Genomic DNA, 23,445 nt, shown 5'->3' with positions numbered 1-23,445 from the left:
CGGCATCGGCAGCCCGGCGACGTGTTGAGAAAAAGGCCTGCGGTCGGTGAGCGCAGGCCTTTCTTCTTGCGAAACGGAACGTGTGGATCAGAACGGAATGTCGTCGTCCATGTCCGCCAGGTTCGCGCCGCCGGCCGGCGCGGCCGCGGGCGCGGCGGGACGCTGCGGCGCCGGACGCGAGGCCGGCGCGGCGCGCTGCTGGCGCGGGGCGCCGCCAACGCCGTTCTCTTCGAAGCCGCCGCCGTAGCCACCGCCGCCGCCTTCGGCGCCGTCACGGCCGCCCAGCATCTGCATCTGGTCGGCCACGATCTCGGTGCTGTAGCGGTCGGCGCCCGTGTCCTTGTCCTGCCACTTGCGCGTCTTCAGGCGGCCTTCGATGTAGACCGAACGGCCCTTGCGCAGGTATTCGCCGGCGATCTCGGCCAAGCGGTTGTACATGACCACGCGGTGCCACTCGGTTTCCTCGCGGCGTTCGCCCGAGGCCTTGTCCTTCCATTGCGACGTGGTGGCGATGGACACGTTGCAGATGGCTGCCCCGTCCGGGCTGTAGCGCACTTCCGGGTCGCGACCCAGGTTGCCGACGATGATGACTTTATTGACCGATGCCATGCCGATACCCCTGTGTATTGGCCGCCCGGCCGCGGATGCGGGCGGGGCGTACAACAACAACTAAGATGTTCCAAGATCGGCTTCATGAAACACGCCGGTCCGTGGAATACGCAGACCGGCGCAACAAAGAAGCCATGAATGAGCGCCATTATCGGCGATCTCCGGGGTAACGCAAAACGCCCTGAGGGACGAAAGCATCACGCCCCAGCGGCGATCCGCCCCCGAAGCGCACCCGCGGAATCCGCCCTGCCCGGCCGCCGCCGCTATGCCTTGTGGACCAGCGGCTTGAGGCCCCAGGTCGCCAGCAGCCAGAGCGCCGCCAGCACCGCGGCCAGGACATAGACGCCCGATGCACCCGCCTGGGACGCCATCCAGCCACCCAGCGCCCCGCCGCTGAACAACCCGGCCGCCTGGGCGGTGTTGTAGTACCCGAGCGCCAGGCCCTTGTAGGCCTGCGGCGCCACGCGCGACACCAGCGAGGGCTGCAGGGCCTCGAGCACGTTGAAGGCCACGAAGAAGGCCGTCAGCCCGACCGCCAGGGTATAGAACCCGTGCGAGGCCGCCGGCAGCAGTGCACAGACCGCCACCAGCCCCGCCACGCAGGCCAGCAAGGCCCCACGGTGCGCCTTGCGGGTTTCGGCAATGAACACCACCGGCACCATGAAGACGAAGGACACCAGGATGATGGGCAGGTAGACCTTCCAGAGATCCTGCGCGGCCAGCCCGCCTGCCTGCGCCAGCAGCGCGGGCGACACGACGAACAGCGACACCTGGATGAAGTGCAGGCAGAACACGCCGAAGTTCAGCCGCAACAGGTCGCGGTGCTTCAGGACCTCGCCGGCCGTGGCCGCCCGCATGCTGCGCGCATCGCTGCGCGGCACCACCGGCACCACCCAGCGCGCCACGGCCAGGCTGGCCACGCCCAGGCAGGCGATGGTCCAGAACAGGCCGGCCAGCCCCCACCAGCCCACCAGCAGCGGGCCCAGGATCAAGGACGCCGCGAAGGACAGGCCGATCGATCCGCCGACCATGGCCATGGCCCGGGTGCGCACTTCGTCGCGGGTGGCATCGGCCAGCCATGCGGTGACCGCCGCCGAAATCGCGCCCGCCCCCTGGATGGCGCGCCCGATGGTGATCCAGAATACGTCGTCCGCCTGCGCGCACACCACGCTGCCCACCACGAACAGCACCAGGCCGAACAGCACCACGGGCCGACGCCCCCAGCGGTCGGAGGCCAGGCCGAACGGAATCTGCATCACTGCCTGGGTCAGGCCGTACATGCCCAATGCCAGCCCGACGCGGGCCGGGTCTTCGCCGCCCGGCAGGCCGCGCGCCGCCACGGCGAACACGGGCAGCAACAGGAACAAGCCCAGCATCCGACAGGCGAACAGACCCGCCAGCGCAACGCTGGCGCGGCGCTCGGAAGGGGTCAATTTCAACTTGGGACTGGCCGGCATGCAGGAATCTGGTTATGGCGGGAGGGCTGGGGGCGTATGCGCAAGGCATGCGCCCCAAGCCCTTGAACGGGACCAAGAATGGGACTACGGGCAATGACGGCGGCATGCCAGGCGGACGGCGAAACCCAATCGTCCTGGCAAACGGCGCCGGCGGCTTGCGAACGACGCGCCTCATGGACCCGCCCGGATGGCGTCCGAACGCGGGTAGGTTCGGCGCGCTATAGTACCAAGTTGGCCTTTGAAACTGCTTAAACTCGCCTGAGTGCCGATGGACGCGATTCGCATACGGGGTGCTCGCACCCACAACCTGAAGAATGTATCGCTGGACCTGCCGCGCCACCAACTGGTGGTGGTGACGGGTCTGTCCGGTTCGGGCAAGTCGTCGCTGGCGTTCGATACGCTGTACGCGGAGGGCCAGCGCCGCTACGTCGAAAGCCTGTCGGCGTACGCGCGGCAGTTCCTGCAGTTGATGGACAAGCCCGACGTGGACCTGATCGAGGGCCTGTCGCCGGCGATCTCCATCGAGCAGAAGGCGTCCAGCCACAATCCGCGGTCCACGGTAGGCACGATCACCGAGATCCACGACTACCTGCGCCTGCTGTATGCGCGGGTGGGCACGCCCTACTGCCCCGACCATGGCCTGCCGCTGCAGGCGCAGAACGTCAGCCAGATGGTCGACACGGTGCTGACCTGGCCGGCCGAGTCGAAGCTCGCGGTGCTGGCGCCCATCGCGCGCGGCCGCAAGGGCAGCTTCGAGGACGAGTGCGCCAGCCTGCAGGCGCAGGGCTACGTGCGCCTGCGCGTGGACGGGCAGATGGTCGAGATCGACTCGATGCCCCCGCTGAAGAAGAACGAGAAGCACGACATCGACGTGGTCATCGACCGCCTGCGCGTGCGCCCGGAAAGCAAGCAGCGGCTGGCCGAGAGCTTCGAGACCGCGCTGCAGCTGGCCGACGGTCGCGCCATCGCGCTGGACATGGACAGCGACCGCGAGCAGATCTTCTCCAGCCGCTACGCCTGCCCGGTGTGCAGCCACAGCCTGCCCGAACTGGAGCCGCGCCTGTTCAGCTTCAACAATCCGATGGGCGCGTGCCCGTCGTGCGACGGCATCGGGCAGGTGGGCTTCTTCGACCCCAAGCGCGTGGTCGCCTTTTCCGAACTCAGCCTGGCGGCCGGCGCGATCCGCGGCTGGGATCGCCGCAATTCGTTCACGCACACGCTGCTGACCAGCCTGGCCGCCCACTACGGTTTCGACATCGACACGCCGTTCGAGAACCTGTCCGAGGACACGCGCCACAAGGTGCTGTACGGGTCGGGCGAGGAAGAGATCCAGTTCTTCTACCTGAACGAGAAGGGCAAGAGCACAACCAAGCGCCACGCGTTCGAGGGCGTGATTCCGAACCTGGAGCGCCGCTGGCGCGAGACGGATTCGGCCAACGTGCGCGAGGAGCTGGGCAAGTACCGCGCCATCAAGACCTGTCCTGATTGCGGCGGATCGCGCTTGCGCGCCGAGGCGCGCCACGTGCTGATCGGCGACGACCCGCGCGGTGGCGAGCGGCACGGCCAGGCCATCTTCGAGGTCGAGGCGATGCCGCTGTCGACCTGTCTGGAGTGGTTCCGCGCGCTGTCGCTGGCGGGCGCCAAGCAGGAGATCGCGCAGCGCATCGTGCGCGAGATCGAGGCGCGCCTGAGCTTCCTGAACAACGTGGGCCTGAACTACCTGTCGCTGGACCGCAGCGCGGACACCATCTCGGGCGGCGAGGCGCAGCGCATCCGCCTGGCCAGCCAGATCGGCTCGGGCCTGACGGGCGTGATGTACGTGCTGGACGAGCCTTCCATCGGCCTGCACCAGCGCGACAACGACCGGCTGATCGCCACGCTGCAGCACCTGCGCGACCTGGGCAACAGCGTGATCGTGGTCGAGCACGACGAAGACATGATCCGCATGGCCGACTGGGTGGTGGACATGGGCCCGGGCGCCGGCGAGCACGGCGGGCAGGTGGTGGCGCAGGGCACGCCGGGAGCCATCGAGCAGGACGCGCAGTCGCTGACAGGACAGTATCTCAGCGGGGCGCGCGCCATCGAGATCCCGAAGCGCCGCGCCGTCGACGACGATCTGCCCTGGCTGACGCTGGCCGGCGCCTCGGGCAACAACCTGAAGAACGTGACGCTGCGCGTGCCCGCCGGCCGCTTGGTGTGCGTGACGGGCGTGTCCGGGTCGGGCAAGTCCACGGTGGTGAACGACACGCTGTCCGTGGCGGCCGCGCGCCAGCTGAACCACGCGCAGAGCGAGCCCGCCCCCTACGCCAGCCTGTCGGGCCTGGAGCACTTCGACAAGATCATCAGCGTGGACCAGAGCCCCATCGGGCGTACGCCACGCAGCAACCCCGCCACGTACACGGGCCTGTTCACGCCGATCCGCGAGCTGTTCGCGGGGGTGCCCGAAGCGCGCGCGCGCGGCTACGACCCCGGCCGCTTCAGCTTCAACGTGAAGGGCGGCCGCTGCGAGGCCTGCCAGGGCGACGGCGTGGTGAAAGTCGAGATGCACTTCCTGCCGGACATGTACGTGCCCTGCGACGTCTGCCACGGCAAGCGCTACAACCGCGAGACGCTGGAGATCCGCTATCGGGGCCGCAACATCAGCGAAGTGCTGGACCTGACGGTCGAGCAGGCGCTGGAGTATTTCGAATCCGTGCCCGCCATCGCCCGCAAGCTGCACACGCTGGTGGACGTGGGCCTGTCCTACATCCGCCTGGGCCAGAGCGCCACCACGCTGTCCGGCGGCGAGGCGCAGCGCGTGAAGCTGTCGCTGGAGCTGTCGCGCCGCGCCACGGGCCGCACGCTGTACATCCTGGACGAGCCCACCACGGGGCTGCACTTCCGCGACATCGAATTGCTGCTGAAAGTGCTGAACCAGCTGGTGGACAGCGGCAACACGGTGCTGATCATCGAGCACAACCTGGACGTCATCAAGACGGCCGACTGGCTGGTCGACATGGGTCCGGAAGGTGGCGACGGCGGCGGCCGGGTCGTGGCGCAGGGCACGCCGGAAGACGTGGCGGACAGCCCGGAAAGCCACACGGGCCGCTACCTGGCCCGCGTGCTGCGCCGCAAATAGCGCGCGTACACTGGACGGGTTCCCCCGGCTACGGAATCCCGCCCATGTACACCCTGATCATCGCCAACAAGAATTACTCGTCCTGGTCGCTGCGCGCATGGCTAGCGCTGCGTGCCGGCGGCGTCGCCTTCCAGGAGCAGAAGGTAGGCCTGTTCACCGACGCGTTCGCGCGCGCGCTCGAGAAGGTCTCGCCCGCCGGCCTCGTGCCGGTGCTGCTGGACGGCGACTTCGCGGTGTGGGATTCCCTGGCCATCTGCGAATACGCGGCAGAGAACAACCCCGCCGCCCGGTTATGGCCGGCCGACCCGCGCGCCCGCGCCCGCGCACGTTCGCTGGCGGCGCAGATGCACAGCGGCTTCACCCAGCTGCGCAGCGTGCTGCCCATGAACGTGGAAGCGCACCTGCCCGGCATCGACATCAGCGCAGCGCAGCAGGACATCTCGCGCGTGCAGGCCATCTGGCAGGACACGCGCGCCGAATTCGGCCACGGCGGGCCCTTCCTGTTCGGCCATTTCAGCATCGCCGACGCGTTCTACGCCCCCGTGGTGTCGCGCTTCGTCACCTACGGCGTGCCGGCCGTGGGCAGTGTGCGCGAGTACATGGACGCCGTGCTGGCCCTGCCCGCCATGCAGGACTGGACGCGCGATGCCCGCGCCGAAGCGGTCTTCGTGCCGGAAGACGAACCGTACCGCACGCAACGCTGACGAAAGACCACGAAAGTCGCGCAGCGGATTTTCGGGCGCTTCTTCCACGAAGTCAGAAACTGACAAGTGGTATAACATTTGGAATCCGGCGCGCTCACGAGGCTCGCCTCGTCCCGCTAGCCCTCGATCCCCTATGGATCCCGCATACGAGTTAAGCATCGCCAGCGCCTTGTACGAGGGCGTGACGAATGCCAGCCGCTGGCAAGAAGCCCTGCATCTGGCTGCCCACGTCCTCGACACCGACCGTGGCGCCTTCCTGGCGCGCCACCAGGACACGGGCCGCATTCTCGTGGACGAGGTCACCGGCCACGATGCGCCGATGATCGCCGAATACGAAGCGCACTACCAAGAACAGGACATCATCAATGCGGTGTCGCACCGCATTCCCACGGGGGGTTCGTTCCTGGACCAGCGCGACGCGCCCTCGGCCATGCGCAACACCTCGTTCTACAACGACTTCCTGCACCGGCATGGCATCGGATCGCTGTTGATGGCGTTTCCGCTGCGCCAGGACGGCATGGAACACATGGTGTCCTTCCAGCGCGAACACCGCCGGGGTCCGTTCGAGGCGCGCCACGAGGAGACGCTGCGGCGGCTGGTCCCGCATCTGCAGCGCGCCATCGAGTTGCGCCTGAAGCTGCGCTCGCTGGAACGCCAGGCGACCTGGAGCCTGGCCGCGCTCGAGGCCTTCTCCACTCCCATCCTGTTGCTGGACGCCAGCGGCCGGCTGCTGTCCAGCAATCAGTCGGCCCAGCGCTGGTACGCGCAGCATGCCGGCAGGCTGCGCGACAACGCCGAGTGGCGGCGCCTACTGGCCACGGCCACCGGCAAGCTGGGCCTGGCCCGCGCGGCCGGCCACCGGCTGTCCGCCGAGGGCGGCTATGCCGTCGCGCTGCCCGCGCCGTCCGCGCATGCCCACGGGCTGCCCGATGGGCCGATCGCGCTGGTGGTGATCCATCCCGACCGCCTGCGCACGCCCGTGCCGCACGACGTGCTGAAGGACCTGTTCCATTTCAGCCAAGCCGAATGCCGGCTGCTGGACTGTCTGATGATCGGGCAGACCCTGTCGCAGGCCGCGGCCACGCTGGGCGTCGCCATGGAAACCGCGCGCACGCAGACCAAGTCGATGCTGCACAAGACCGGCACGCACCGCCAGGCGGAATTGCTGCGGCTGGCCTCACTGCTGCAAGGCCCGGCCTGAACCCGCGCACCTGGATATTGGGAAATTCGAAGTCGGCGGCTATCGGAAGATGGATCCCGATATGCGACATTTCACGCTGATGCGCACGTTCACGTAAGCGAGCATGGCTTAGTGACGTTGGGACGATACGGGGAAGAAAAGGCCCCGCCCGGCCAGGGATACCATGGTGCCCCATATCGGCATCCCGGCGGGCGGGCAAGCACGGCGAATGTGCAAGGTCATCTTAAGCCGTTGGTCCTACGCCCGCATCCCCCGTTTGGGGGATGCCCGAGGCAAAAACCCGTCAATCAGCTCATTTCGAACAAGCGGCGATGTTCGCGAATTGCGTAGCGGTCGGTCATGCCCGCGATGTAGTCGGCAATGGCGCGCGCCTGCATCGTACCGTCTTCGCGCCGGTAATCGGGCGGCAACAGGCGGGGATCCTGCAGGAATGCCGCGTAAAGCTCGCGCACGATGCGGCGCGCCTTGGTGGTCATGCGAACCACCTGGTAATGCCGGTACAGGTTGTGGAAAAGGAATTGCTTGAGCGCGTCCGCTTCCGCGCGCACGGCGTCCGAGAAACCGGCCAGCGGCGGCGCCTGGCGCACCGCATCCACGCTGTCCGGCGAATGATCGCGAATTCGCGACAATGTCGTCGTGGTGAGGTCGGTGATCAGCGTGTTGATCATGCGCCGGATGGTTTCGGCCACGGCACGGCGAGACGCCAGTTGGGGATGCAGCCGCATCACCTCGGCGTGATGCCGCGCGAAGATGCCGACCTGCTGCAACTGCTCGAGCGTGATGAGGCCGGACCGCAGGCCATCGTCGATGTCGTGATTGTTGTAGGCCACTTCGTCGGCGAGATTGGCCACCTGGGCCTCGAGCGATGGCTGGGTGCGCTGCAGGAAGCGCTGGCCCACGTCGCCCAGCTGGCGCGCATGCGCCGCCGAGCAGTGCTTGAGAATGCCCTCGCGAGTCTCGAAGCACAGGTTCAGGCCGTTGAAGTCGGCGTACCGTTCTTCCAGCTCGTCGACCACGCGCAGGCTTTGCAGGTTGTGCTCGAAGCCGCCAGCGGCCGGCGCCAGTTCGTGCATGCAGGCGTTCAACTCGTCCTGGCCCGCGTGGCCGAAGGGAGTGTGGCCCAGGTCGTGCGCCAGCGCGATGGCTTCGATCAGGTCTTCGGACAGCCCCAGGCTGCGGGCCAGTGTGCGCGCGATCTGCGCCACTTCCAGGCTGTGGGTCAGACGGGTGCGGAACAGGTCGCCTTCGTGGTTGACGAAGACCTGCGTCTTGTACTCCAACCGGCGGAACGCGGTGCAATGCACGATGCGATCGCGGTCGCGCTGGAATTCGGTGCGATTGCCGGCGGGCGTCTCATCGTGCGCCCGGCCACGTGATTGGTTGGGATGGCAAGCGTAGGCGGCCAGTGTAGTCATCGGCGATCCGACTCCCGATTCATGAAGCCTTCATAGTGCCCCCTTGCGCGGCGGGCCGCCACCCCCGCGATGGACATATCCATCCCTGCGGGGCGGCGACGGGCTCAGGCCACCGTGTGGCGCAGCACGTCGCGCACGGCGGCTTCCGGGGCGGCGCGGGTGATGGCTTCGCCGATGCGCGGCATCAGCACGAACTTGATCTCGCCGCCTTCGGTCTTCTTGTCGACCTGCATCAGCGCCAGCCAGCGATCGTCGCCCAGATCGGGGGCCTGCACCGGACAGCCGATGCCCGCCACCAGCGCGCGCACGCGCTGCACGTCGGCCGGCGGAAAGCCCGCCACGCGCGCCGACAGCTCGGCGGCCTGCACCATGCCGCACCCCACGGCCTCGCCGTGCAGCCATTGGCCATAGCCCAGGCCGGACTCGATGGCGTGGCCGAAGGTGTGGCCCAGGTTCAGGATGGCGCGCAGGCCGGACTCGCGCTCATCCTTGCCCACCACCTGCGCCTTCAGTTCGCACGAGCGGCGGATGGCATGCGATACCGCGTCGGGCTGCAGGGCACGCAGCGCGGCCGCATTGGCTTCGCACCAGGTCCAGAATTCGGGATCGAGGATCAGACCGTACTTGATGACCTCGGCCAGGCCGGCCGAGATTTCGCGGTCGGGCAGCGTGCGCAGCACGTCGGTGTCGATCTCGACGGCCACGGGCTGGTGGAACGCGCCGATCATGTTCTTGCCCAGCGGATGGTTGACGGCGGTCTTGCCGCCGACCGACGAATCCACCTGGGCCAGCAGCGTGGTGGGCACCTGCAGGAAGCGCACGCCGCGCATGTAGACGGCGGCGGCGAAGCCGACCATGTCGCCGATCACGCCCCCGCCCAGCGCCACCAGCACGGCGCGGCGATCGCAGCGGTGCTCGAGCATGCCGTCGAAGATGAGGTTGAGCGTTTGCCAGTCCTTGTGGGCCTCGCCATCGGGCAGGTCGATGCGCAGCACGCGCTTGCCAGTGCGCTGCAGGGCGGCCATGGCGCGCCCGCCGTACAGGTCGCCCACGGTGGGATTGGTGACGATGACGATGGACGTGGCGTCGGCGGGAATGCTGGCGTCCAGCAGGTCGAGCCGGCCGGCACCGATGTGGATGGGATAGCGTCCGCCAGGGGTGTCGACGTCGACGACCACGGTCATTGTTGTGCCTCGTAGGCTTGCAGCTTGGGAATCAGCGACTTCACCAGGGTGGCCACCGGCGTGCAGCCGGTTTCGACAACCAGGTGCGCCACCTCGTGATAAAGGGGTTCGCGCAGCGTGAGCAGCTGGCGCAGCGTGCCGCGCGGGTCGGCGGTGGCCAGCAGCGGACGATTGCGGTCGCGGCAGGTACGGCGGTACAGTTCATCAACGCTTGCGCGCAGATACAGCACAACGCCGCGTTCGCGCAGCAGGCGGCGGTTTTCCTCGGCCAGGATCGCGCCGCCCCCCGTGGCAAGTACGATCGCTCGCCGTTGGGTACACTCTTGCAGCGCGTTCGCTTCGCGCCGGCGAAATCCCGCCTCGCCCTCGATTTCGAAGATGACCGGCACGCGCACGCCGCAACGTGCTTCCAGTTCGTGATCCAGGTCGACGAATTCGCGGCCCAGCGCGCGTGCCAGTCCGCGCCCGATGGTAGTCTTGCCGGCGCCCATCATGCCCACCAGGAAGATGGGCAGATCGTACGGCAGTCTGGCGGACGGCTCGCTGCACGGCAACGCGCGCGCATCGGCGCACTCGGCGTCGGGCGTGGCGGCGTCGTCCGAAGGCGCGCAAGGATTCGCAAAGACATTCATGGCGGCATTATCCCATTGCCGCCAGTTGCCCGCTTACCACACTGGAACTATTTTGTTACAGAAACCGGCGAGCGGGCCTGAGCCACACCGTTAGATCACCGTAAAATCGCCGCGATGAGCAAGCGCCAGAATTCTTCGAAGCAGGACCAGCCCGCCCCCAGCGGCTCGCCGATTTTGCGGTTCTTCGTCAAGACCGGCATCCTGCTGGCCGGCCTGGGGCTGTGCGGCGCGCTGCTTGCCGGCATGGCGCTGGCGCTGGCCTGGCCGAACCTTCCCGATCTGCACGCGATGACCGACTACCGGCCGCGCGTGCCCTTGCGCGTCTACACCGCCGACAAGGTCCTCATCGGCGAATTCGGCGAAGAGCGCCGAAACGTGCTGCGCTTCAATGAAATCCCCGACGTGATGAAGTCGGCGGTGCTGGCGGCGGAAGACGACCGCTTCTACCAGCACGGCGGCGTGGACTGGGCCGGCGTGGCGCGCGCGGGCCTGACCAACCTGATGAGCGGCTCGAAGTCGCAGGGCGCCAGCACCATCACCATGCAGGTGGCGCGCAACTTCTACCTGTCGTCCGAGAAGACGTATTCACGCAAGTTCTACGAACTGCTGCTCACGTTCAAGATCGAATCGCAGCTCACCAAGGACCAGATCCTCGAGCTGTACATGAACCAGATCTACCTGGGGCACCGTGCCTACGGCTTCGCGGCCGCGTCGCGCACGTATTTCGGCAAGCCGCTGTCCGAGGTCACGCCGGCCGAAGCCGCCATGCTGGCCGGCATTCCGAAGGCCCCGTCGCGCTTCAATCCGCTGTCCAACCGCCCCCGCGCCGAACTGCGCCAGCGCTACGTGCTGAACCGCATGTACTCGCTGGGCTACCTGACCGAACCCGAATACAAGACCGCCACGGCGCAGCAGCTGGTGTTCAAGTCGATGGAAGCCACGGCGGGCGGCGTGTACGGCATCCACGGCGAATACGTGGCCGAGCTGGCTCGCCAGCTGCTGTACAACGTGTACCAGGACAACCTGTATTCGCGCGGCATCAACATCTACACGACGGTGGTCTCGAAAGACCAGGAAGTCGCCTACAACGCGGTGCGCGACGGCGTGCTGGAATACACGCGCCGCGCGCCCTATCCCGGCCCCGAAGACCAGCTCGACATGCCCGAGGGCGTCGAGAACAATCCCACCGCGCTGGACGAGTTCCTGGATGGCGTTTACGACAAGTACGCGGACAGCGGCGACCTGCTGACCGCCGTGGTGCTGTCGGCCAGCCCCAGCGAGATCAAGGTGGCGCGCAGCTCGCGCGAGATCATCACCATCAACGACAAGAAGGCCTTGTCCGTGGTGGCGCGCGCGCTGGGCGACAAGGCCAAGCCGGACGTGCGCATCAAGCGCGGCTCGGTGGTGTACATCCACAAGTACAACGGCGACTGGGAAGTCATCAACTTTCCCGGCGTGCAGGCGGCCTTCGTGTCGATGGTGCCCAACGACGGCGCGATCCGGTCGCTGGTGGGCGGCTTCGATTTCTTCCGCGGCAACTTCAACCGCGTCACGCAGGCCTGGCGCCAGCCGGGATCGAACATCAAGCCCTTCATCTACGCCGCCTCGCTCGAACGCGGCCTGACGCCGGGCACGCAGATCTCCGACCAGCCGTTCGAACTGACGGCCGCGCAGACGGGCTCGAAGGCCTGGCATCCGAAGAACTACGGCAACCAGTACGAACCCATGCTGACCATGCGGCAAGGGTTGTACAAGTCCAAGAACATGGTGTCGATCCGCATCCTGCAGGCCATCGGCCCGCAGTACGCGCAGGACTACCTGACCCGCTTCGGCTTCGACAAGAACCGCCAGCCGGCCGTGCTGCCGCTGGCGCTGGGCGCGGGCTCGGTGACGCCGCTGCAATTGGCCGGCGCCTATGCCGTGTTCGCCAACGGCGGCTATCGCGTGACGCCCTACCTGATCGACCGCGTCACCGACAGCTCGGGCAAGGTGCTGATGCAGTCCAAGCCCGTCACGGCGGGCGACCAGTCGATCCGTGCGATCGATCCGCGCACGGCCTTCGTGGCCGACGACATGCTGCGTGGCGTCGCCACCAGCGGCACCGCGGCGCGCGCCCGCGCCACCCTGAAACGCGGCGACGTCGCCGGCAAGACCGGCACCACCAACGAGTCCGTCGATGCCTGGTTCTCGGGCTACACGCCGGCGTTGGTGGGCACGGCCTGGCTGGGCTACGACCAGCCCCGCTCGCTGGGCTCGCGCGAAACCGGCGGCGGCGTGGCCATGCCGATCTGGCTCGAGTACATGCAGGAAATGCTGAAGGGCGTGCCCGAGGAAAAACAGCGCCAGCGTCCCGAAGGCCTGCTGGTCGAAGGCGGCGAGTACTACTTCGCGGAGTACCCGCCCGGACAGGCCGTGGCCTCGCTGGGCCTGGGCGCGGCGCCGACGTCGCAGCAGAACGATACGCTGGGCGACTTCCTGAACGGCCTGCGCAGCGAGGACAGCCAGATCCGCGCCGCGCCCGGCGTCGGGGCACGCAGCAACCAGACCTGGTCGCAGAACATCCCCTTCTAAGCAAAACGGGCCGCCTTGCAGGGCGGCCCGTCAGCTATTGCGGTGTGCCGGCGGGCGCGGCCCGCGGCGGCGCCTACGGCGGTCTACAGGCGCACCGTCACCGGCTGGCCGGCGGCCACGGAACAGATCTGCGACAGGGCCTCGGGCAGCGTGGGACCGCCGCGGGTGTCGTTCCACTGCTGGCCGTCGTAGCGGTAATGGAAGCCGCCCGTGCGCGCGGCCACCCACAGTTCCTGCATGGCGGCCTGCGAGTTGACGACGACGTGCGTGCCGTCCTCGAACACCAGGGTCAGGACATTGCCGCTGCGGCTGGCTTCGACGTCGATGTCGAGCGTGGCAGCCCAGTCGTCGGACTGGCTCTCGATGCTGTCCAGTACTTGGTCGATCAACGCAAGAAATTCGGTTTCGGTCATAATTCCATCTGCACGATTTACGGAGTCATCTGTGTCCCCACTGGCATGCAGCCGCAAGGCTCTACGCATTGTAGCCACGCTGGCGGCCGCCGGCATGCTGGCCGCATGCGGCTTCAAGGGCCCGCTGTACCTGCCGCCGCAAGAAGGCCAGAGCCGCGCGCAACCGAGCAATCCGCCGCCGCCTTCGACCAACATTCCGGGCTCCAGCACTCCTCAGCTTCCCTCCCGCACCTCCGCCCAATGACCTCGTCCGCCCCCACGATCCAGCCCGAACTGGCTGGCCATCCCCATTTCCATTACCGCGACGGCGTGCTGCACGCGGAGAACGTGGCGCTGGACAAACTGGCAGCCGAGCTGGGCACCCCGCTGTACGTCTATTCGCGTGCCGCGCTGGCGGCGGCCTGGCAGTCGTACCGCGACGCCATCGGCGCACGCCCCGTGCTGGTCTGCTTCGGCATGAAGGCCAACTCCAACCTGGCGGTGCTGAAGGAGTTCGCGCGCCTGGGGGCGGGCTTCGACATCGTGTCGGGCGGCGAACTGCAGCGCGTGCTGGCCGTGGGCGGCGATCCGTCGCGCGTGGTGTTCTCGGGCGTGGGCAAGCAGGCCTGGGAAATGCGCATGGCCATCGAGGCCGGCGTGAAGTGCTTCAACGTCGAATCGCAGGCCGAGCTGCGCCGCCTGTCGCAGGTGGCCCAGCAGGCCGGCCGGACCGCGCGCGTGTCGCTGCGCGTCAACCCCGACGTGGACGCACAGACGCACCCCTACATCTCCACCGGACTGAAGGAAAACAAGTTCGGCATCGCCATCGAGGCTGCGCTGGACGCCTACCAGCTGGCGGCATCGCTGCCGGGCCTGGAAGTGGTCGGCGTCGATTGCCACATCGGTTCGCAGCTCACCGACATCAGCCCCTATTTCGATGCGCTGGAAAAGCTGCTCGACCTGATCGACCAGTTGGCCCGCGCCGGCATCACCATCGAGCACCTGGACCTGGGCGGCGGCCTGGGCATCCGCTATACGGATGAAATCCCGCCCTCGCCCAAGGCGCTGCTGGACCGCGTGTTCGACCGCCTGCGGGCACGCGGCTACGGCCACCTGCACCTGGTGCTGGAACCGGGCCGCTCGCTGGTCGGCAATGCCGGCCTGCTGCTGACCACCGTGCAGTTCCTCAAGCATGCCGAGGCGCGCAATTTCGCCATCGTCGACGCCGCCATGAACGACCTGCTGCGCCCGGCCCTCTACGAGGCCTACCATGGCCTGCGCGCGGTTCGGCCGCGCCAGGGCAGCGAACAGGAATACGACGTGGTCGGCCCGGTCTGCGAAAGCGGCGACTGGCTGGCGCGCCAGCGCCGGCTGCACGTGGAAGAAGGCGACGTGCTGGCGCTGGAATCCGCGGGCGCCTACGGCATGGTGATGGCCAGCAACTACAACTCGCGCGGCCGCCCGGCCGAGGTCATGGTCGACGGCGACAAGTACCACGTGGTCCGCCGGCGCGAGACCATCGAAGACCTGATGCGCGGCGAGACCACGCTGCCCTGAAGCGCGCCCCGAGGGGCGGCGTTGCATGGGTTTCTGGAGTCCGATCACGCGGCATGCCGCCTGGTCGGATTTTTATTGCTGGACGGATTTCGACAAGCGGATTCACCGCAGATTCTGCGGGGATTTATTCGACATTTCCGCACGAAAATCCTCACGAACGTAAGGATTTCAGCGGAATTCTTCGCTTAACCGTAAGAATCCTCACGATCGCGCGGATTCTTGTCAGACTCACTGGCATGGGCGCATAATCCTTACGACCGTGAGGATTCGCCATGCAGATACCTATAGATGATGCGGCTGCCGTGGGCAGGATCGTGCGCGCCAGTCGCAAAGCCCAGAAAATACGCCAGGACGATGCAGCCGGCAGCATCGGCGTAAGCGAAAACTTCCTGGGCAAGATCGAGCGCGGCAGTGAATCCGTGCAGTGGGGCAAGCTGTTCCAGGTACTGGAGGGACTCGGCGTCCGGGTCGTCATGGATGTGCCGGAAAGCGTGGCTGCATACCTGAATGACCCGTCGAACGCCAAGGCTAGACGATGAGCCGGTCCTTGCGCGCGTCGATCAACGAGGTCGAGGTCGGCACTCTGCAGGAGGTGAACGGCCTGTGGAGCTTTCGATATGCGGATGCCTGGATCGAGAATCCAGACGGTTTCGCACTCAGCCCATTTCTGCCTCTTGCATCCGAGCCTTTGCTGGACGGAGCAAGCCAGCGACCAGTGCAATGGTATTTCGACAACCTGTTGCCGGAAGAAGGGCAACGTCGCTTGCTGGCCGGGGACGCCAAACTGGATGTGGCAGACGCATTCGGCCTGCTGGCGTGGTACGGCGCGGAGTCCGCGGGATCTCTTACCTTGTTGCCGTCGGATTCGCCGCCCCAAGCCGTTGAGCCTTTGCGCCCCTTGCGCGACGATGCGTTGGAGACCCGGATCCGCCAGTTGCCCAAGACTCCGTTGACGCATGCTGCCATCAAACGCATGTCGTTGGCAGGCGCACAGCACAAGCTGGCGGTCGTTTTGCAGGACGATGCGCTGTTCGAACCTGCTGGCGCCACGCCATCGGCACATATCCTGAAGCCGGATCATCCTGATGAGGACTATCCCCATTCCGTCATCAACGAATGGTTCGTGATGCGCCTGGCACGGCGACTGGGCCTGGAGGTGCCGCAGGTACATCGCCGGTATGTGCCCTCGCCCGTCTACCTGATCGATCGCTTCGATCGGATACCGGTTGCACAAGGCTGGCAGCGCAGGCACATGATCGACGCATGCCAACTGCTGGGGCTCGATCGTGGTTTCAAGTACAGCCAGGGCAGCATGGAAAGCCTGGCGGCACTGGCCGATGCCTGCCGCAGCCCGGCGGTGGCGCGGTCCCGGTTGTTTGGCTGGCTGGTGTTTAACGTGCTGGTCGGCAATGCCGATGCCCACCTGAAGAACCTCAGTTTCCTGGTGTCGCACGAGGGCATACAGCTGGCGCCGTTCTATGACCTGCTCAGCGTCGCTACCTATGAGACGCGCGCCTTCGAAAAGCATGGATGGCCGGAGGAAACGCAGTTGGCCTGGCCAATCCTCGGCGCCCGCCGCTTCGCCGACATCAACCGTGCCGTACTGCTGGAAGCCGGGGCTGCATTGAAGTTGGCCAAGGGAACGGCCGAGCGTTTGCTGGGCAATCTGCGCAACCGCATCCCGGCCCTGGCGCAAGCGCTCCATGCAGAGATCATGGCCGAGAACGAACAACTCATCCGCGCACGCCCGGACCTGACGGCGACCATGGGAGGAGAATCCCGGTGCCTCAAGACCATTCTGCACACCGTCATCGGCGACATGGCCAGGCAGATCGCCTGACGGGTTTGCTATAAATAAAGCCATGGCATGCTGGCAAGGCGGGAAAAGATTTGTCTGCGATTCGAATATTGAACCGGTGCGGCGCGATGTTGATCCTGGCGGTTTCGATCGCCGGATGCTCCACGAACAAGCCCGACGCGTCATCGGACGCGGGCAGCGACACGGCGGCCAGCAGCGAAGCAGCCGTCAGCGACAAGCAGGCGGCGCAGGAAGAGGCCAAGTGCCGCAAGAACCGACGCAGCTGCATCTTCAAGGGCTCGTACGAGCCGGGCGAGGAACAATACGCTGAAAAGGAGGCGCAGCGCCTGAACAAGGCGGAAGCCGAACGGCTGCGCCGCGCGTTCGCGCGCTGATCGGCGCAAAAGACAAGGGCGGCAATGCCGCCCTTTTCCATGCACCAGGACGCGCCGCGAAGCAGCGGCCCCGTTGCCCGCCTACAGCTCGCCGTACGAGTGCAGGCCCGACAGGAACATGTTCACGCCCAGGAACGCGAAGCCGGTGATCAACAGGCCCACCAGCGCCCAGTACGCGGCCATGGTGCCGCGCAGGCCCTTGATCAGGCGCATGTGCAGCCAGGCGGCGTAGTTCAGCCAGACGATCAGGGCCCAGGTTTCCTTGGGATCCCATTGCCAGTAGGCGCCCCAGGCATCGGCGGCCCACAGGGCGCCCAGCACCGTGGCCACGGTGAAGAAGGCAAAGCCCACCGCGATGGCCCGGTACATGATGTCGTCCAGCACCTCGAGCGACGGCAGGGCCTGGGCGATGCGACGCCGCGCGGCCAGGATCAGGCCGGTGATGACCACACCCACGCCGCCGTAGATCATCCACGTGGCCGACAGGCCGTCGGTGCGGAACACCATGGGCTCGGCGCACAGCAGCACGCCCAGCACGAACAGCGGCGCCAGCTTGGCCCACGAGGCGGTTTCGCCATGCTGCTTGACCAGATGGGCGAAGCCCACCATGGCGGCCAGCGAGAACGTGCCGTAGCCGATGAAGTTGGCAGGCACGTGCAGCTTCATCCACCAGCTTTTCAGGGCGGGCACCAGCGGCTGGATCTGGCCAGCGTCCCGCGTGAACGAATACCACAGCAGGAACACGATGGCCGACGAGATGACCAGCAGCACGAAGCCGCCCAGCGCGCGCGTGGCGTACTTGCGTTCGTAGTACAGGTAGAACAGCGCCGTGATCAGCGAGAACAGCACGAACACTTCGTACAGGTTGCTGACCGGGATGTGGCCCAGGTCGGGGCCCATCAGGTGGCTTTCGCGCCAGCGTACCAAGAGGCCGGTCAGGCCGGCGAAGACGGCGCCCCACGTGAGCGCGGTGCCCAGCCACGCGCTGGTGGGGCTGACGATGCCGCCCCAGTAGCACACGGTGGCCAGCATGAAGAGCGCGCACATCCACAGCACGGCGGATTGCGACGAGAAGAGGTACTTCAGGAAGAACACGTGCTCGGCGCGCGCCAGGTCGTTCTGGTAGAGCAGCAGCGCCAGGCCGGCCGCCAGCGCACAGGCGACCATCAGGCCGCGCAACGGCCGCCACAGCCAGCCCAGCCACGTCAGCGCGGGCACGAGACCGCACAGGATCAGCGTCTCGTAGTAATCCATGGCATGGCCATACCGGCTGATCGCGAAGCCCGCGCCCACGGCCAGCAGCACGAAGAAGATGGCGTCGGTCCAGTCGGGACGGCCGCGGCGCGCGCGGCTGTCGCCCGTGGCCGAGACGCTTTGCGGCCAGGCCGTCTGGGAGGGAGAGGTGGTGGTGGTGGACATGGAAGCCTCAGGACCTGTTTTGCGGCGTCAGCGCGTGGCGCAAGCGCTCGAATTCCTGGTTGAAGTCGAGTGTACGCCTTTGCGATGTCATGGCCGCCAGCACGTCGCTGCCGCCGTTGGCGGACGGACGCACCCAGGCCCAGACGCGGCGGTCACGGATGTAGAACATGGAGAACACGCCCAGGATCAGCAGCAGGCAGCCGATATAGACGGTGGTCTTGCCGGGGGTGCGGCTGACCTGGAACACGCTGGCCTGCACGTGCTTGAAATCGCTGAGCGCGAAGAAGGCCGGGGCCGGATAGGCGGACAGGTCGGACAGTGCGGCCACCGCCAGGCGCGACCATTGCGCCTGCTCCTCGTCTTCGGCCAGCACCGACAGGTTGGCGCGCCGGCGCTCGATCGTGCGCAACTCGGACACGCTGGCGCCCAGCAGGCGCACCACCACGTCGGCGGCGCGTTCGAGTTCGGCGGGCGGCGTATTGGTCTGCAGGAAATCGGCGATGGCCTGCAGGCCCCCATGAGAGAAGGTCTCGAGCGCGCGCTCGGCGGCGGTCGCCAGCGGCGCCAGGTCGGCACCCGGCGGCGCGTTGCGCTGCGCGAAGCGCTGCGCGGCCTCGCGGCGCGCGGCCGGATCGTTCAGCACGGCGCGCAGCCGCATGAACTCGGCCACCGACCCGTTTTCGTCGGCCGGGATACGCAGGTAGCGGAAGGGTTCGCCGGCGTTGTTGCGCACGCCGGCCAGCAGCACCTGCGCGCCGTCCAGGGTGACGGGCAGCATGTAGTTGCGGAATTCGTGCGCCTGGCCGGCTTCGTCGATCAGGCGGTATTCGACGCTGGGACCGACGTTGTGCAGGTTCTCGTTCTTCTTGCCGGCCGCGCTGCCCGCCACCGAGGCCACGTGCTCGCCCAGGCTCATCGCGGCGCGCGAGGCGTCGGGACGGCCCGAGGTGAGGTCTTCGACGTTGATGGGGCGCAGCGAAGTGATGTCCACCTGCATGGAATACGGCTTGCCCTGCGCCCCCGTGGCGGTGACCTCGGACTGCTTGCCCACCGTGCCGTCCAGCCGGAAAGTGCCGGCCTCGGCGCCCACCAGCGGGTAGCCGGTAAGCTGCACGCCGCTGCCGCCGTCGTCGAAGCTGGACTGATAGACCGTGACGCCCTTGTAGCGCAGCGGCTCGTTGACCTCGATGGTGGCGTCGAACGACTTGCCGTTGTCGGGATCGGTGACTTCGACTTCGCTGGCAAAGCGGCTGGGCATGCCCGTGGAGTAGTAGTCGACGACGAATTTCTTCAGCTTCAGCGCGAAAGGCAGCGGCTGCACCAGGGCGCCGTCGCCCACCATGACCACGGCCGTGCCGACCTGGCTGCCCTCGGGCACCAGCACGCTGGCGCGGAAGCTGGGGTTGCCCACCGAGAGGCGGCCGGATGCCGGCACGTCGGCGATCAGCATGTTGTCGGTGATGGGATGCTTGCCGCCCAGCATGACCTGCAGGCGCACGGCCAGCTCGCTGTCCAGCAGCCCGCCGATGCAGATGATGACCATGGCGGCGTGGGCGAAGATGTAGCCCAGCCGGTTGGCGCTGCCCTTCTTGGCGGCCAGCATCACGCTGTCGCCGTCGCGGCGCTCGCGCACGGCATAACCCAACTGGCCCAGCCTGGCGCGCACGTCGGCCACGGCCTGGTCCACCGGCATGGGCTGCGCGGTCTCGATGCGATGCGGGAAGGCGCGCAGGCTGCTGGCGCGCACGTGCTCGCGGAACGAGCGGGCGTCGCGCAGCATCTTGGGAGCGTTGCGGATCAGGCAGATCGAGGTGGACACCACCAGGAACGCCATGATCGTCAGGAACCACCAGCTGTTGTAGACGTGCCAGATGGAGAACTTGTCGAACACCTCGAACCAGAACGGCCCGAACTGGTCGACGTAGTTGTTCGACGGGCGATTCTGGGCCAGCACCGTTCCCACGATGCTGGCCACGCAGATGAACATCAGCAGGCTGACGGCGAAACGCATCGAGCTCAGCAGCTCGATCAGTTCGCCAGGCAGGCTGCGCAGCGGGAGGCGGGATCGGGGGGGTTGGGTCGGTGTCATGTGAAAAAGGGGAGCCGCGGCGGCGCGGCTCCCCTTCATGGACAGTGCAACACGGGATTGGTTTCCGTGCGCGAGTGTTTCAATGGCGGCTGCACACGGCGCCCGGGGGCGCGGCCGGCAGGCGCTATGTTAGCGCAGACCCGCGGCGTAATCGGCGACCGCCTTGATATCGGCATCCGACATGCGATCCGCGATGTCATGCATGGGAGCACTGTTGTTGCGGTCGCCGCTGCGGAACAGTTTCAGCTGTTCTTCAAGGTAGGCGGGGAACTGTCCCGACAGGCGCGGATACTGCCCCGGAATGCCCGCACCATTCGCGCTGTGGCACGCCGCGCAGGCCGGCACGCCGCGCTCGGGCAGGCCGCCGCGCCAGATCTTGCGTCCCAGTTCGACCGAGTCCTTCTGGCCCGCGGTGGCGGGCTGCTTGAGCTGCTGCGACGCCAGGTACAGCGCCACGTTCTGCATGTCTTCGGGCGTCATGGGCTGCACCATGGCCGTCATGGGCGTGGGATTGCCGCCCGCGCCATTGCGTGCCGGCGCCTTGGCGCCATCCTTGACCTTGAAGTCGGTCAGCTGCTTGACCAGGTATTCGTGCGGCTGGGCGGCGATGTTCGGATTGGCCGGCAGAGAGCTGTTGCCTCCCGGCCCGTGACAGGTCACACAGGCAGTGATGCCTCGTGTGGCGTCGCCCTGGGTGAACAGCTGTTCACCCTTCGCGGCATCGGGCTTGGAAGGGCCGGCGCCCGCCTCGGCGGCGAAACTGACGGTGTATGCCGATGCAGCCAGCATCAGCCCACTTGCTACCAACATCCGGGACAGCACATGCTTCATGTGTAAACCTCGACGATCGGTATCGATCAAGGCACGATGAACACCGCGCCTACGCCTGCCCGCACGCCTACTGCTTCCACGTCGCGTATGCCGCGCGCATGGCCTGTCCGGCCATGTCCATGGCTTACGTCTCGTCTCCGGCCCTCCCGCCCGTGTCCCGCGTAATCAGGTCAACCCGCCCATTTCAGGCCGGCCGACTTCAGGCTGCTCCCACCGCTGTTGTTTCCTGCGGCGGGTTTTCAACTCCGGGTTTCAACCCCGAGTTTCAACCCTTGCATCGCGGACGAATTTGCCGGTCCCTCGCGCGGGGACCTATGCTGCAAACGCCGGATTATACAATAGGGATCGTAATCAACCCCCCGGTATACCCGTGTCCATTCTGCATCGCGCCTCGTTCACCATCTCGGCGGCCCGTCTCGACCAGCTGCCCGCCCCGAGCGCGCCCGAAGTCTGTTTCGTGGGCCGCTCCAACGCCGGCAAGTCGTCCGCCATCAACGTGCTGTGCAATCAGCGTCGCCTGGCCTTCTCCAGCAAGACGCCCGGCCGCACGCGCCTGATCAACCTGTTCGGCCTGCCCGACCCGTTGGTGCCCGGCGAACACATCGGCTTCCTGGTCGACCTGCCGGGCTACGGCTACGCCTCGGTCGCGCACCGCGAGAAAGAGCAGTGGGCCGACATCCTGGGCGGCTACCTGCGCGACCGCCCGTCGCTGGCGGGCGTCGTGCTGCTGATCGACATCCGTCGCGGCGTCACCTCGCTGGACCGTCGCCTGGCCGACTTCCTGGCGCCCACCGGCCGCCCCGTGCTGGCGCTGCTGACCAAGGCCGACAAGCTGCCCTACGGCCAGCGCATCCGCGCCGTGCAGGCGGTTCGCAAGGAACTGGCCGACATCGGCCACCTGAGCGCGGTGCCGTTCTCTTCCACCGAACGCCTCGGCCTGCCGGAAGCGACCGAAGTGATCGAAAACTGGATCTCCCCCAAGGTCGTACCATGAATCCGCACATCATCTCGCCCGCCTTTCCCGCCTCGCGCCCGCGCCGCCTGCGCCGCGACGATTTCACGCGCCGGCTGGTGCGCGAGAACGCGCTTACCGTCGATGACCTGATCTACCCGGTGTTCGTGGCCGAAGGCAAGGGCCTGGCGCAGCCCGTGGCCTCGCTGCCCGGCGTCATGCGCTATTCGCCCGACACGCTGCTGCCCGTGGCCGAGCGCTGCGTCGAGCTGGGCATTCCGGTGCTGGCGCTGTTTCCGGTGATCGATCCGTCCTTGAAGACGCCAGACGGCATCGAGGCCACCAACCCCGACGGCCTGATCCCGCGCGTGGTCGCGCAGATCAAGCAGCGCTTTCCCGAGCTGGGCGTGCTGACCGACGTGGCGCTGGACCCCTACACCAGCCACGGCCAGGATGGCCTGATCGACGAGCAGGGCTATGTGCTGAACGAGCCCACCGTCGAGATCCTGATCCGCCAGGCGCTGGTGCAGGCGCATGCGGGCGTGGACATCGTCGCCCCCAGCGACATGATGGACGGCCGCATCGGCGCCATACGGCAGGCGCTGGAGGACGCGCAGCACATCCACACGCGCATCATGGCGTATTCGGCGAAGTACGCCAGCGCGTTCTATGGCCCGTTCCGCGATGCGGTGGGCTCGGCATCCAACCTGGGCAAGTCGAACAAGCAGGCCTACCAGATGGATCCGGGCAACATCGACGAAGCGCTGCGCGAAGTGGCCGCCGACCTGCAGGAAGGCGCCGACATGGTGATGGTCAAGCCCGGCATGCCCTACCTGGACGTATTGCGCCGCGTGAAGGACACCTTCCGCGTGCCCACGTTCGCCTATCAGGTCAGCGGCGAATACGCGATGATCAAGGCCGCGGCCGCCAACGGCTGGCTGGACCACGACAAGGTGATGATGGAATCGCTGCTGGCGTTCAAGCGCGCCGGCGCGGACGGCATCCTGACGTACTTCGCCATCGACGCGGCCATGCTGTTGAAGGCGTGATCTCCATCCGCTGAAAGACGACGGCCTGCGCGAAAGAGCTCTTTCGCGCAGGCCGTTTTTTCTGGTGCTTCC

20 protein-coding genes are annotated in these 23,445 nt (G+C 67.0%); 11 read left to right on the top strand and 9 right to left on the bottom strand.

Going from position 1 to position 23,445, the window contains the following annotated elements; all coding sequences use genetic code 11:
• Nucleotides 1-87 precede the first annotated feature (87 nt).
• Complete coding sequence (ssb, locus tag FS845_RS16875) at nt 88-609, bottom strand: single-stranded DNA-binding protein (protein WP_144637351.1); 522 nt, start codon at nt 607-609, stop codon at nt 88-90.
• A 263-nt stretch (nt 610-872) separates the two neighbouring features.
• The gene (locus FS845_RS16870; protein ID WP_144637349.1) at nt 873-2,066 is read right to left on the bottom strand and encodes an MFS transporter; all 1,194 of its coding nucleotides are present in this window, start codon (nt 2,064-2,066) and stop codon (nt 873-875) included.
• A gap of 268 nt (nt 2,067-2,334) precedes the next feature.
• On the opposite strand from FS845_RS16870, the gene uvrA reads away from it, so the two are divergent.
• From uvrA to FS845_RS16855, 3 genes are all read left to right on the top strand, one after another.
• Nucleotides 2,335-5,184, top strand: a complete 2,850-nt coding sequence (gene uvrA, locus FS845_RS16865; protein ID WP_144637347.1) for an excinuclease ABC subunit UvrA — start codon at nt 2,335-2,337, stop codon at nt 5,182-5,184.
• 44 nt (nt 5,185-5,228) lie between these two features.
• Entirely contained in the window at nt 5,229-5,888 is a 660-nt protein-coding gene (locus tag FS845_RS16860) for a glutathione S-transferase family protein (protein WP_144637345.1), read from the top strand.
• A gap of 133 nt (nt 5,889-6,021) precedes the next feature.
• Nucleotides 6,022-7,089: a helix-turn-helix transcriptional regulator gene (locus FS845_RS16855; RefSeq protein WP_144637343.1), complete on the top strand. Its 1,068-nt coding sequence runs from the start codon at nt 6,022-6,024 to the stop codon at nt 7,087-7,089.
• Between the two features lie 287 nt (nt 7,090-7,376).
• Here the strand turns inward: FS845_RS16855 and FS845_RS16850 are convergent, their stop codons facing one another.
• The 3 genes from FS845_RS16850 to FS845_RS16840 form a co-directional block, all read right to left on the bottom strand.
• Nucleotides 7,377-8,504 (bottom strand): deoxyguanosinetriphosphate triphosphohydrolase, encoded by a 1,128-nt coding sequence (locus FS845_RS16850; RefSeq protein WP_144637341.1) that lies wholly within the window; start codon nt 8,502-8,504, stop codon nt 7,377-7,379.
• Between the two features lie 104 nt (nt 8,505-8,608).
• Nucleotides 8,609-9,688 carry a 3-dehydroquinate synthase gene (gene aroB / locus FS845_RS16845; protein WP_144637339.1) on the bottom strand — a complete coding sequence of 360 codons (1,080 nt, stop codon included), beginning with the start codon at nt 9,686-9,688 and terminating at the stop codon, nt 8,609-8,611.
• On the bottom strand, nt 9,685-10,320 hold the full coding sequence (locus FS845_RS16840; protein WP_144637337.1) for a shikimate kinase: 636 nt from the start codon (nt 10,318-10,320) through the stop codon (nt 9,685-9,687). Before FS845_RS16840 ends, aroB begins: the two co-directional genes overlap by 4 nt.
• Nucleotides 10,321-10,434: 114 nt before the next feature.
• Here FS845_RS16840 and FS845_RS16835 point away from each other — a divergent pair, with 114 nt between their 5' ends.
• Nucleotides 10,435-12,891 (top strand): penicillin-binding protein 1A, encoded by a 2,457-nt coding sequence (locus FS845_RS16835; protein WP_144637335.1) that lies wholly within the window; start codon nt 10,435-10,437, stop codon nt 12,889-12,891.
• An 83-nt stretch (nt 12,892-12,974) separates the two neighbouring features.
• Here the strand turns inward: FS845_RS16835 and cyaY are convergent, their stop codons facing one another.
• Nucleotides 12,975-13,304: an iron donor protein CyaY gene (gene cyaY, locus FS845_RS16830; protein WP_144637333.1), complete on the bottom strand. Its 330-nt coding sequence runs from the start codon at nt 13,302-13,304 to the stop codon at nt 12,975-12,977.
• Here cyaY and lptM point away from each other — a divergent pair.
• From lptM to FS845_RS16805, 5 genes are all read left to right on the top strand, one after another.
• Complete coding sequence (gene lptM / locus FS845_RS26955; protein WP_409929306.1) at nt 13,216-13,548, top strand: LPS translocon maturation chaperone LptM; 333 nt, start codon at nt 13,216-13,218, stop codon at nt 13,546-13,548. The two genes, cyaY and lptM, sit on opposite strands and share 89 nt — an antisense overlap.
• On the top strand, nt 13,545-14,840 hold the full coding sequence (lysA, locus tag FS845_RS16820) for a diaminopimelate decarboxylase (protein ID WP_144637329.1): 1,296 nt from the start codon (nt 13,545-13,547) through the stop codon (nt 14,838-14,840). Before lptM ends, lysA begins: the two co-directional genes overlap by 4 nt.
• Before the next feature lie 272 nt (nt 14,841-15,112).
• Entirely contained in the window at nt 15,113-15,379 is a 267-nt protein-coding gene (locus FS845_RS16815; protein ID WP_144637328.1) for a helix-turn-helix domain-containing protein, read from the top strand.
• Nucleotides 15,376-16,680 (top strand): HipA domain-containing protein, encoded by a 1,305-nt coding sequence (locus FS845_RS16810; RefSeq protein ID WP_144637326.1) that lies wholly within the window; start codon nt 15,376-15,378, stop codon nt 16,678-16,680. Before FS845_RS16815 ends, FS845_RS16810 begins: the two co-directional genes overlap by 4 nt.
• An 86-nt stretch (nt 16,681-16,766) precedes the next feature.
• Complete coding sequence (locus FS845_RS16805) at nt 16,767-17,033, top strand: hypothetical protein (protein WP_144637324.1); 267 nt, start codon at nt 16,767-16,769, stop codon at nt 17,031-17,033.
• Between the two features lie 81 nt (nt 17,034-17,114).
• On the opposite strand, the gene ccsB is transcribed toward FS845_RS16805, so the two are convergent.
• The 3 genes from ccsB to FS845_RS16790 all read right to left on the bottom strand — a co-directional run bounded on the left by ccsB (nt 17,115) and on the right by FS845_RS16790 (nt 21,372).
• Complete coding sequence (gene ccsB / locus FS845_RS16800) at nt 17,115-18,452, bottom strand: c-type cytochrome biogenesis protein CcsB (RefSeq protein WP_144637322.1); 1,338 nt, start codon at nt 18,450-18,452, stop codon at nt 17,115-17,117.
• A gap of 7 nt (nt 18,453-18,459) precedes the next feature.
• The gene (locus tag FS845_RS16795; RefSeq protein WP_409929305.1) at nt 18,460-20,541 is read right to left on the bottom strand and encodes a cytochrome c biogenesis protein ResB; all 2,082 of its coding nucleotides are present in this window, start codon (nt 20,539-20,541) and stop codon (nt 18,460-18,462) included.
• A gap of 129 nt (nt 20,542-20,670) precedes the next feature.
• Nucleotides 20,671-21,372, bottom strand: coding sequence for a c-type cytochrome (locus FS845_RS16790; RefSeq protein ID WP_144637404.1), 702 nt, complete (start codon nt 21,370-21,372; stop codon nt 20,671-20,673).
• A 370-nt stretch (nt 21,373-21,742) separates the two neighbouring features.
• Here FS845_RS16790 and yihA point away from each other — a divergent pair, with 370 nt between their 5' ends.
• Together yihA and hemB are read left to right on the top strand one after the other, a co-directional pair.
• On the top strand, nt 21,743-22,366 hold the full coding sequence (gene yihA, locus FS845_RS16785; RefSeq protein ID WP_144637320.1) for a ribosome biogenesis GTP-binding protein YihA/YsxC: 624 nt from the start codon (nt 21,743-21,745) through the stop codon (nt 22,364-22,366).
• Nucleotides 22,363-23,373 carry a porphobilinogen synthase gene (gene hemB, locus FS845_RS16780; protein WP_144637318.1) on the top strand — a complete coding sequence of 337 codons (1,011 nt, stop codon included), beginning with the start codon at nt 22,363-22,365 and terminating at the stop codon, nt 23,371-23,373. The genes yihA and hemB overlap by 4 nt, the downstream gene beginning before the upstream one ends.
• The last annotated feature ends 72 nt before the right edge of the window (nt 23,374-23,445 follow it).

The organism is Bordetella genomosp. 13 (assembly GCF_007679965.1).
Lineage (GTDB): Bacteria > Pseudomonadota > Gammaproteobacteria > Burkholderiales > Burkholderiaceae_B > Bordetella.
Note: the sequence above shows the minus strand (reverse complement) of the source record. Positions and strands in the feature narration are given on the sequence as shown.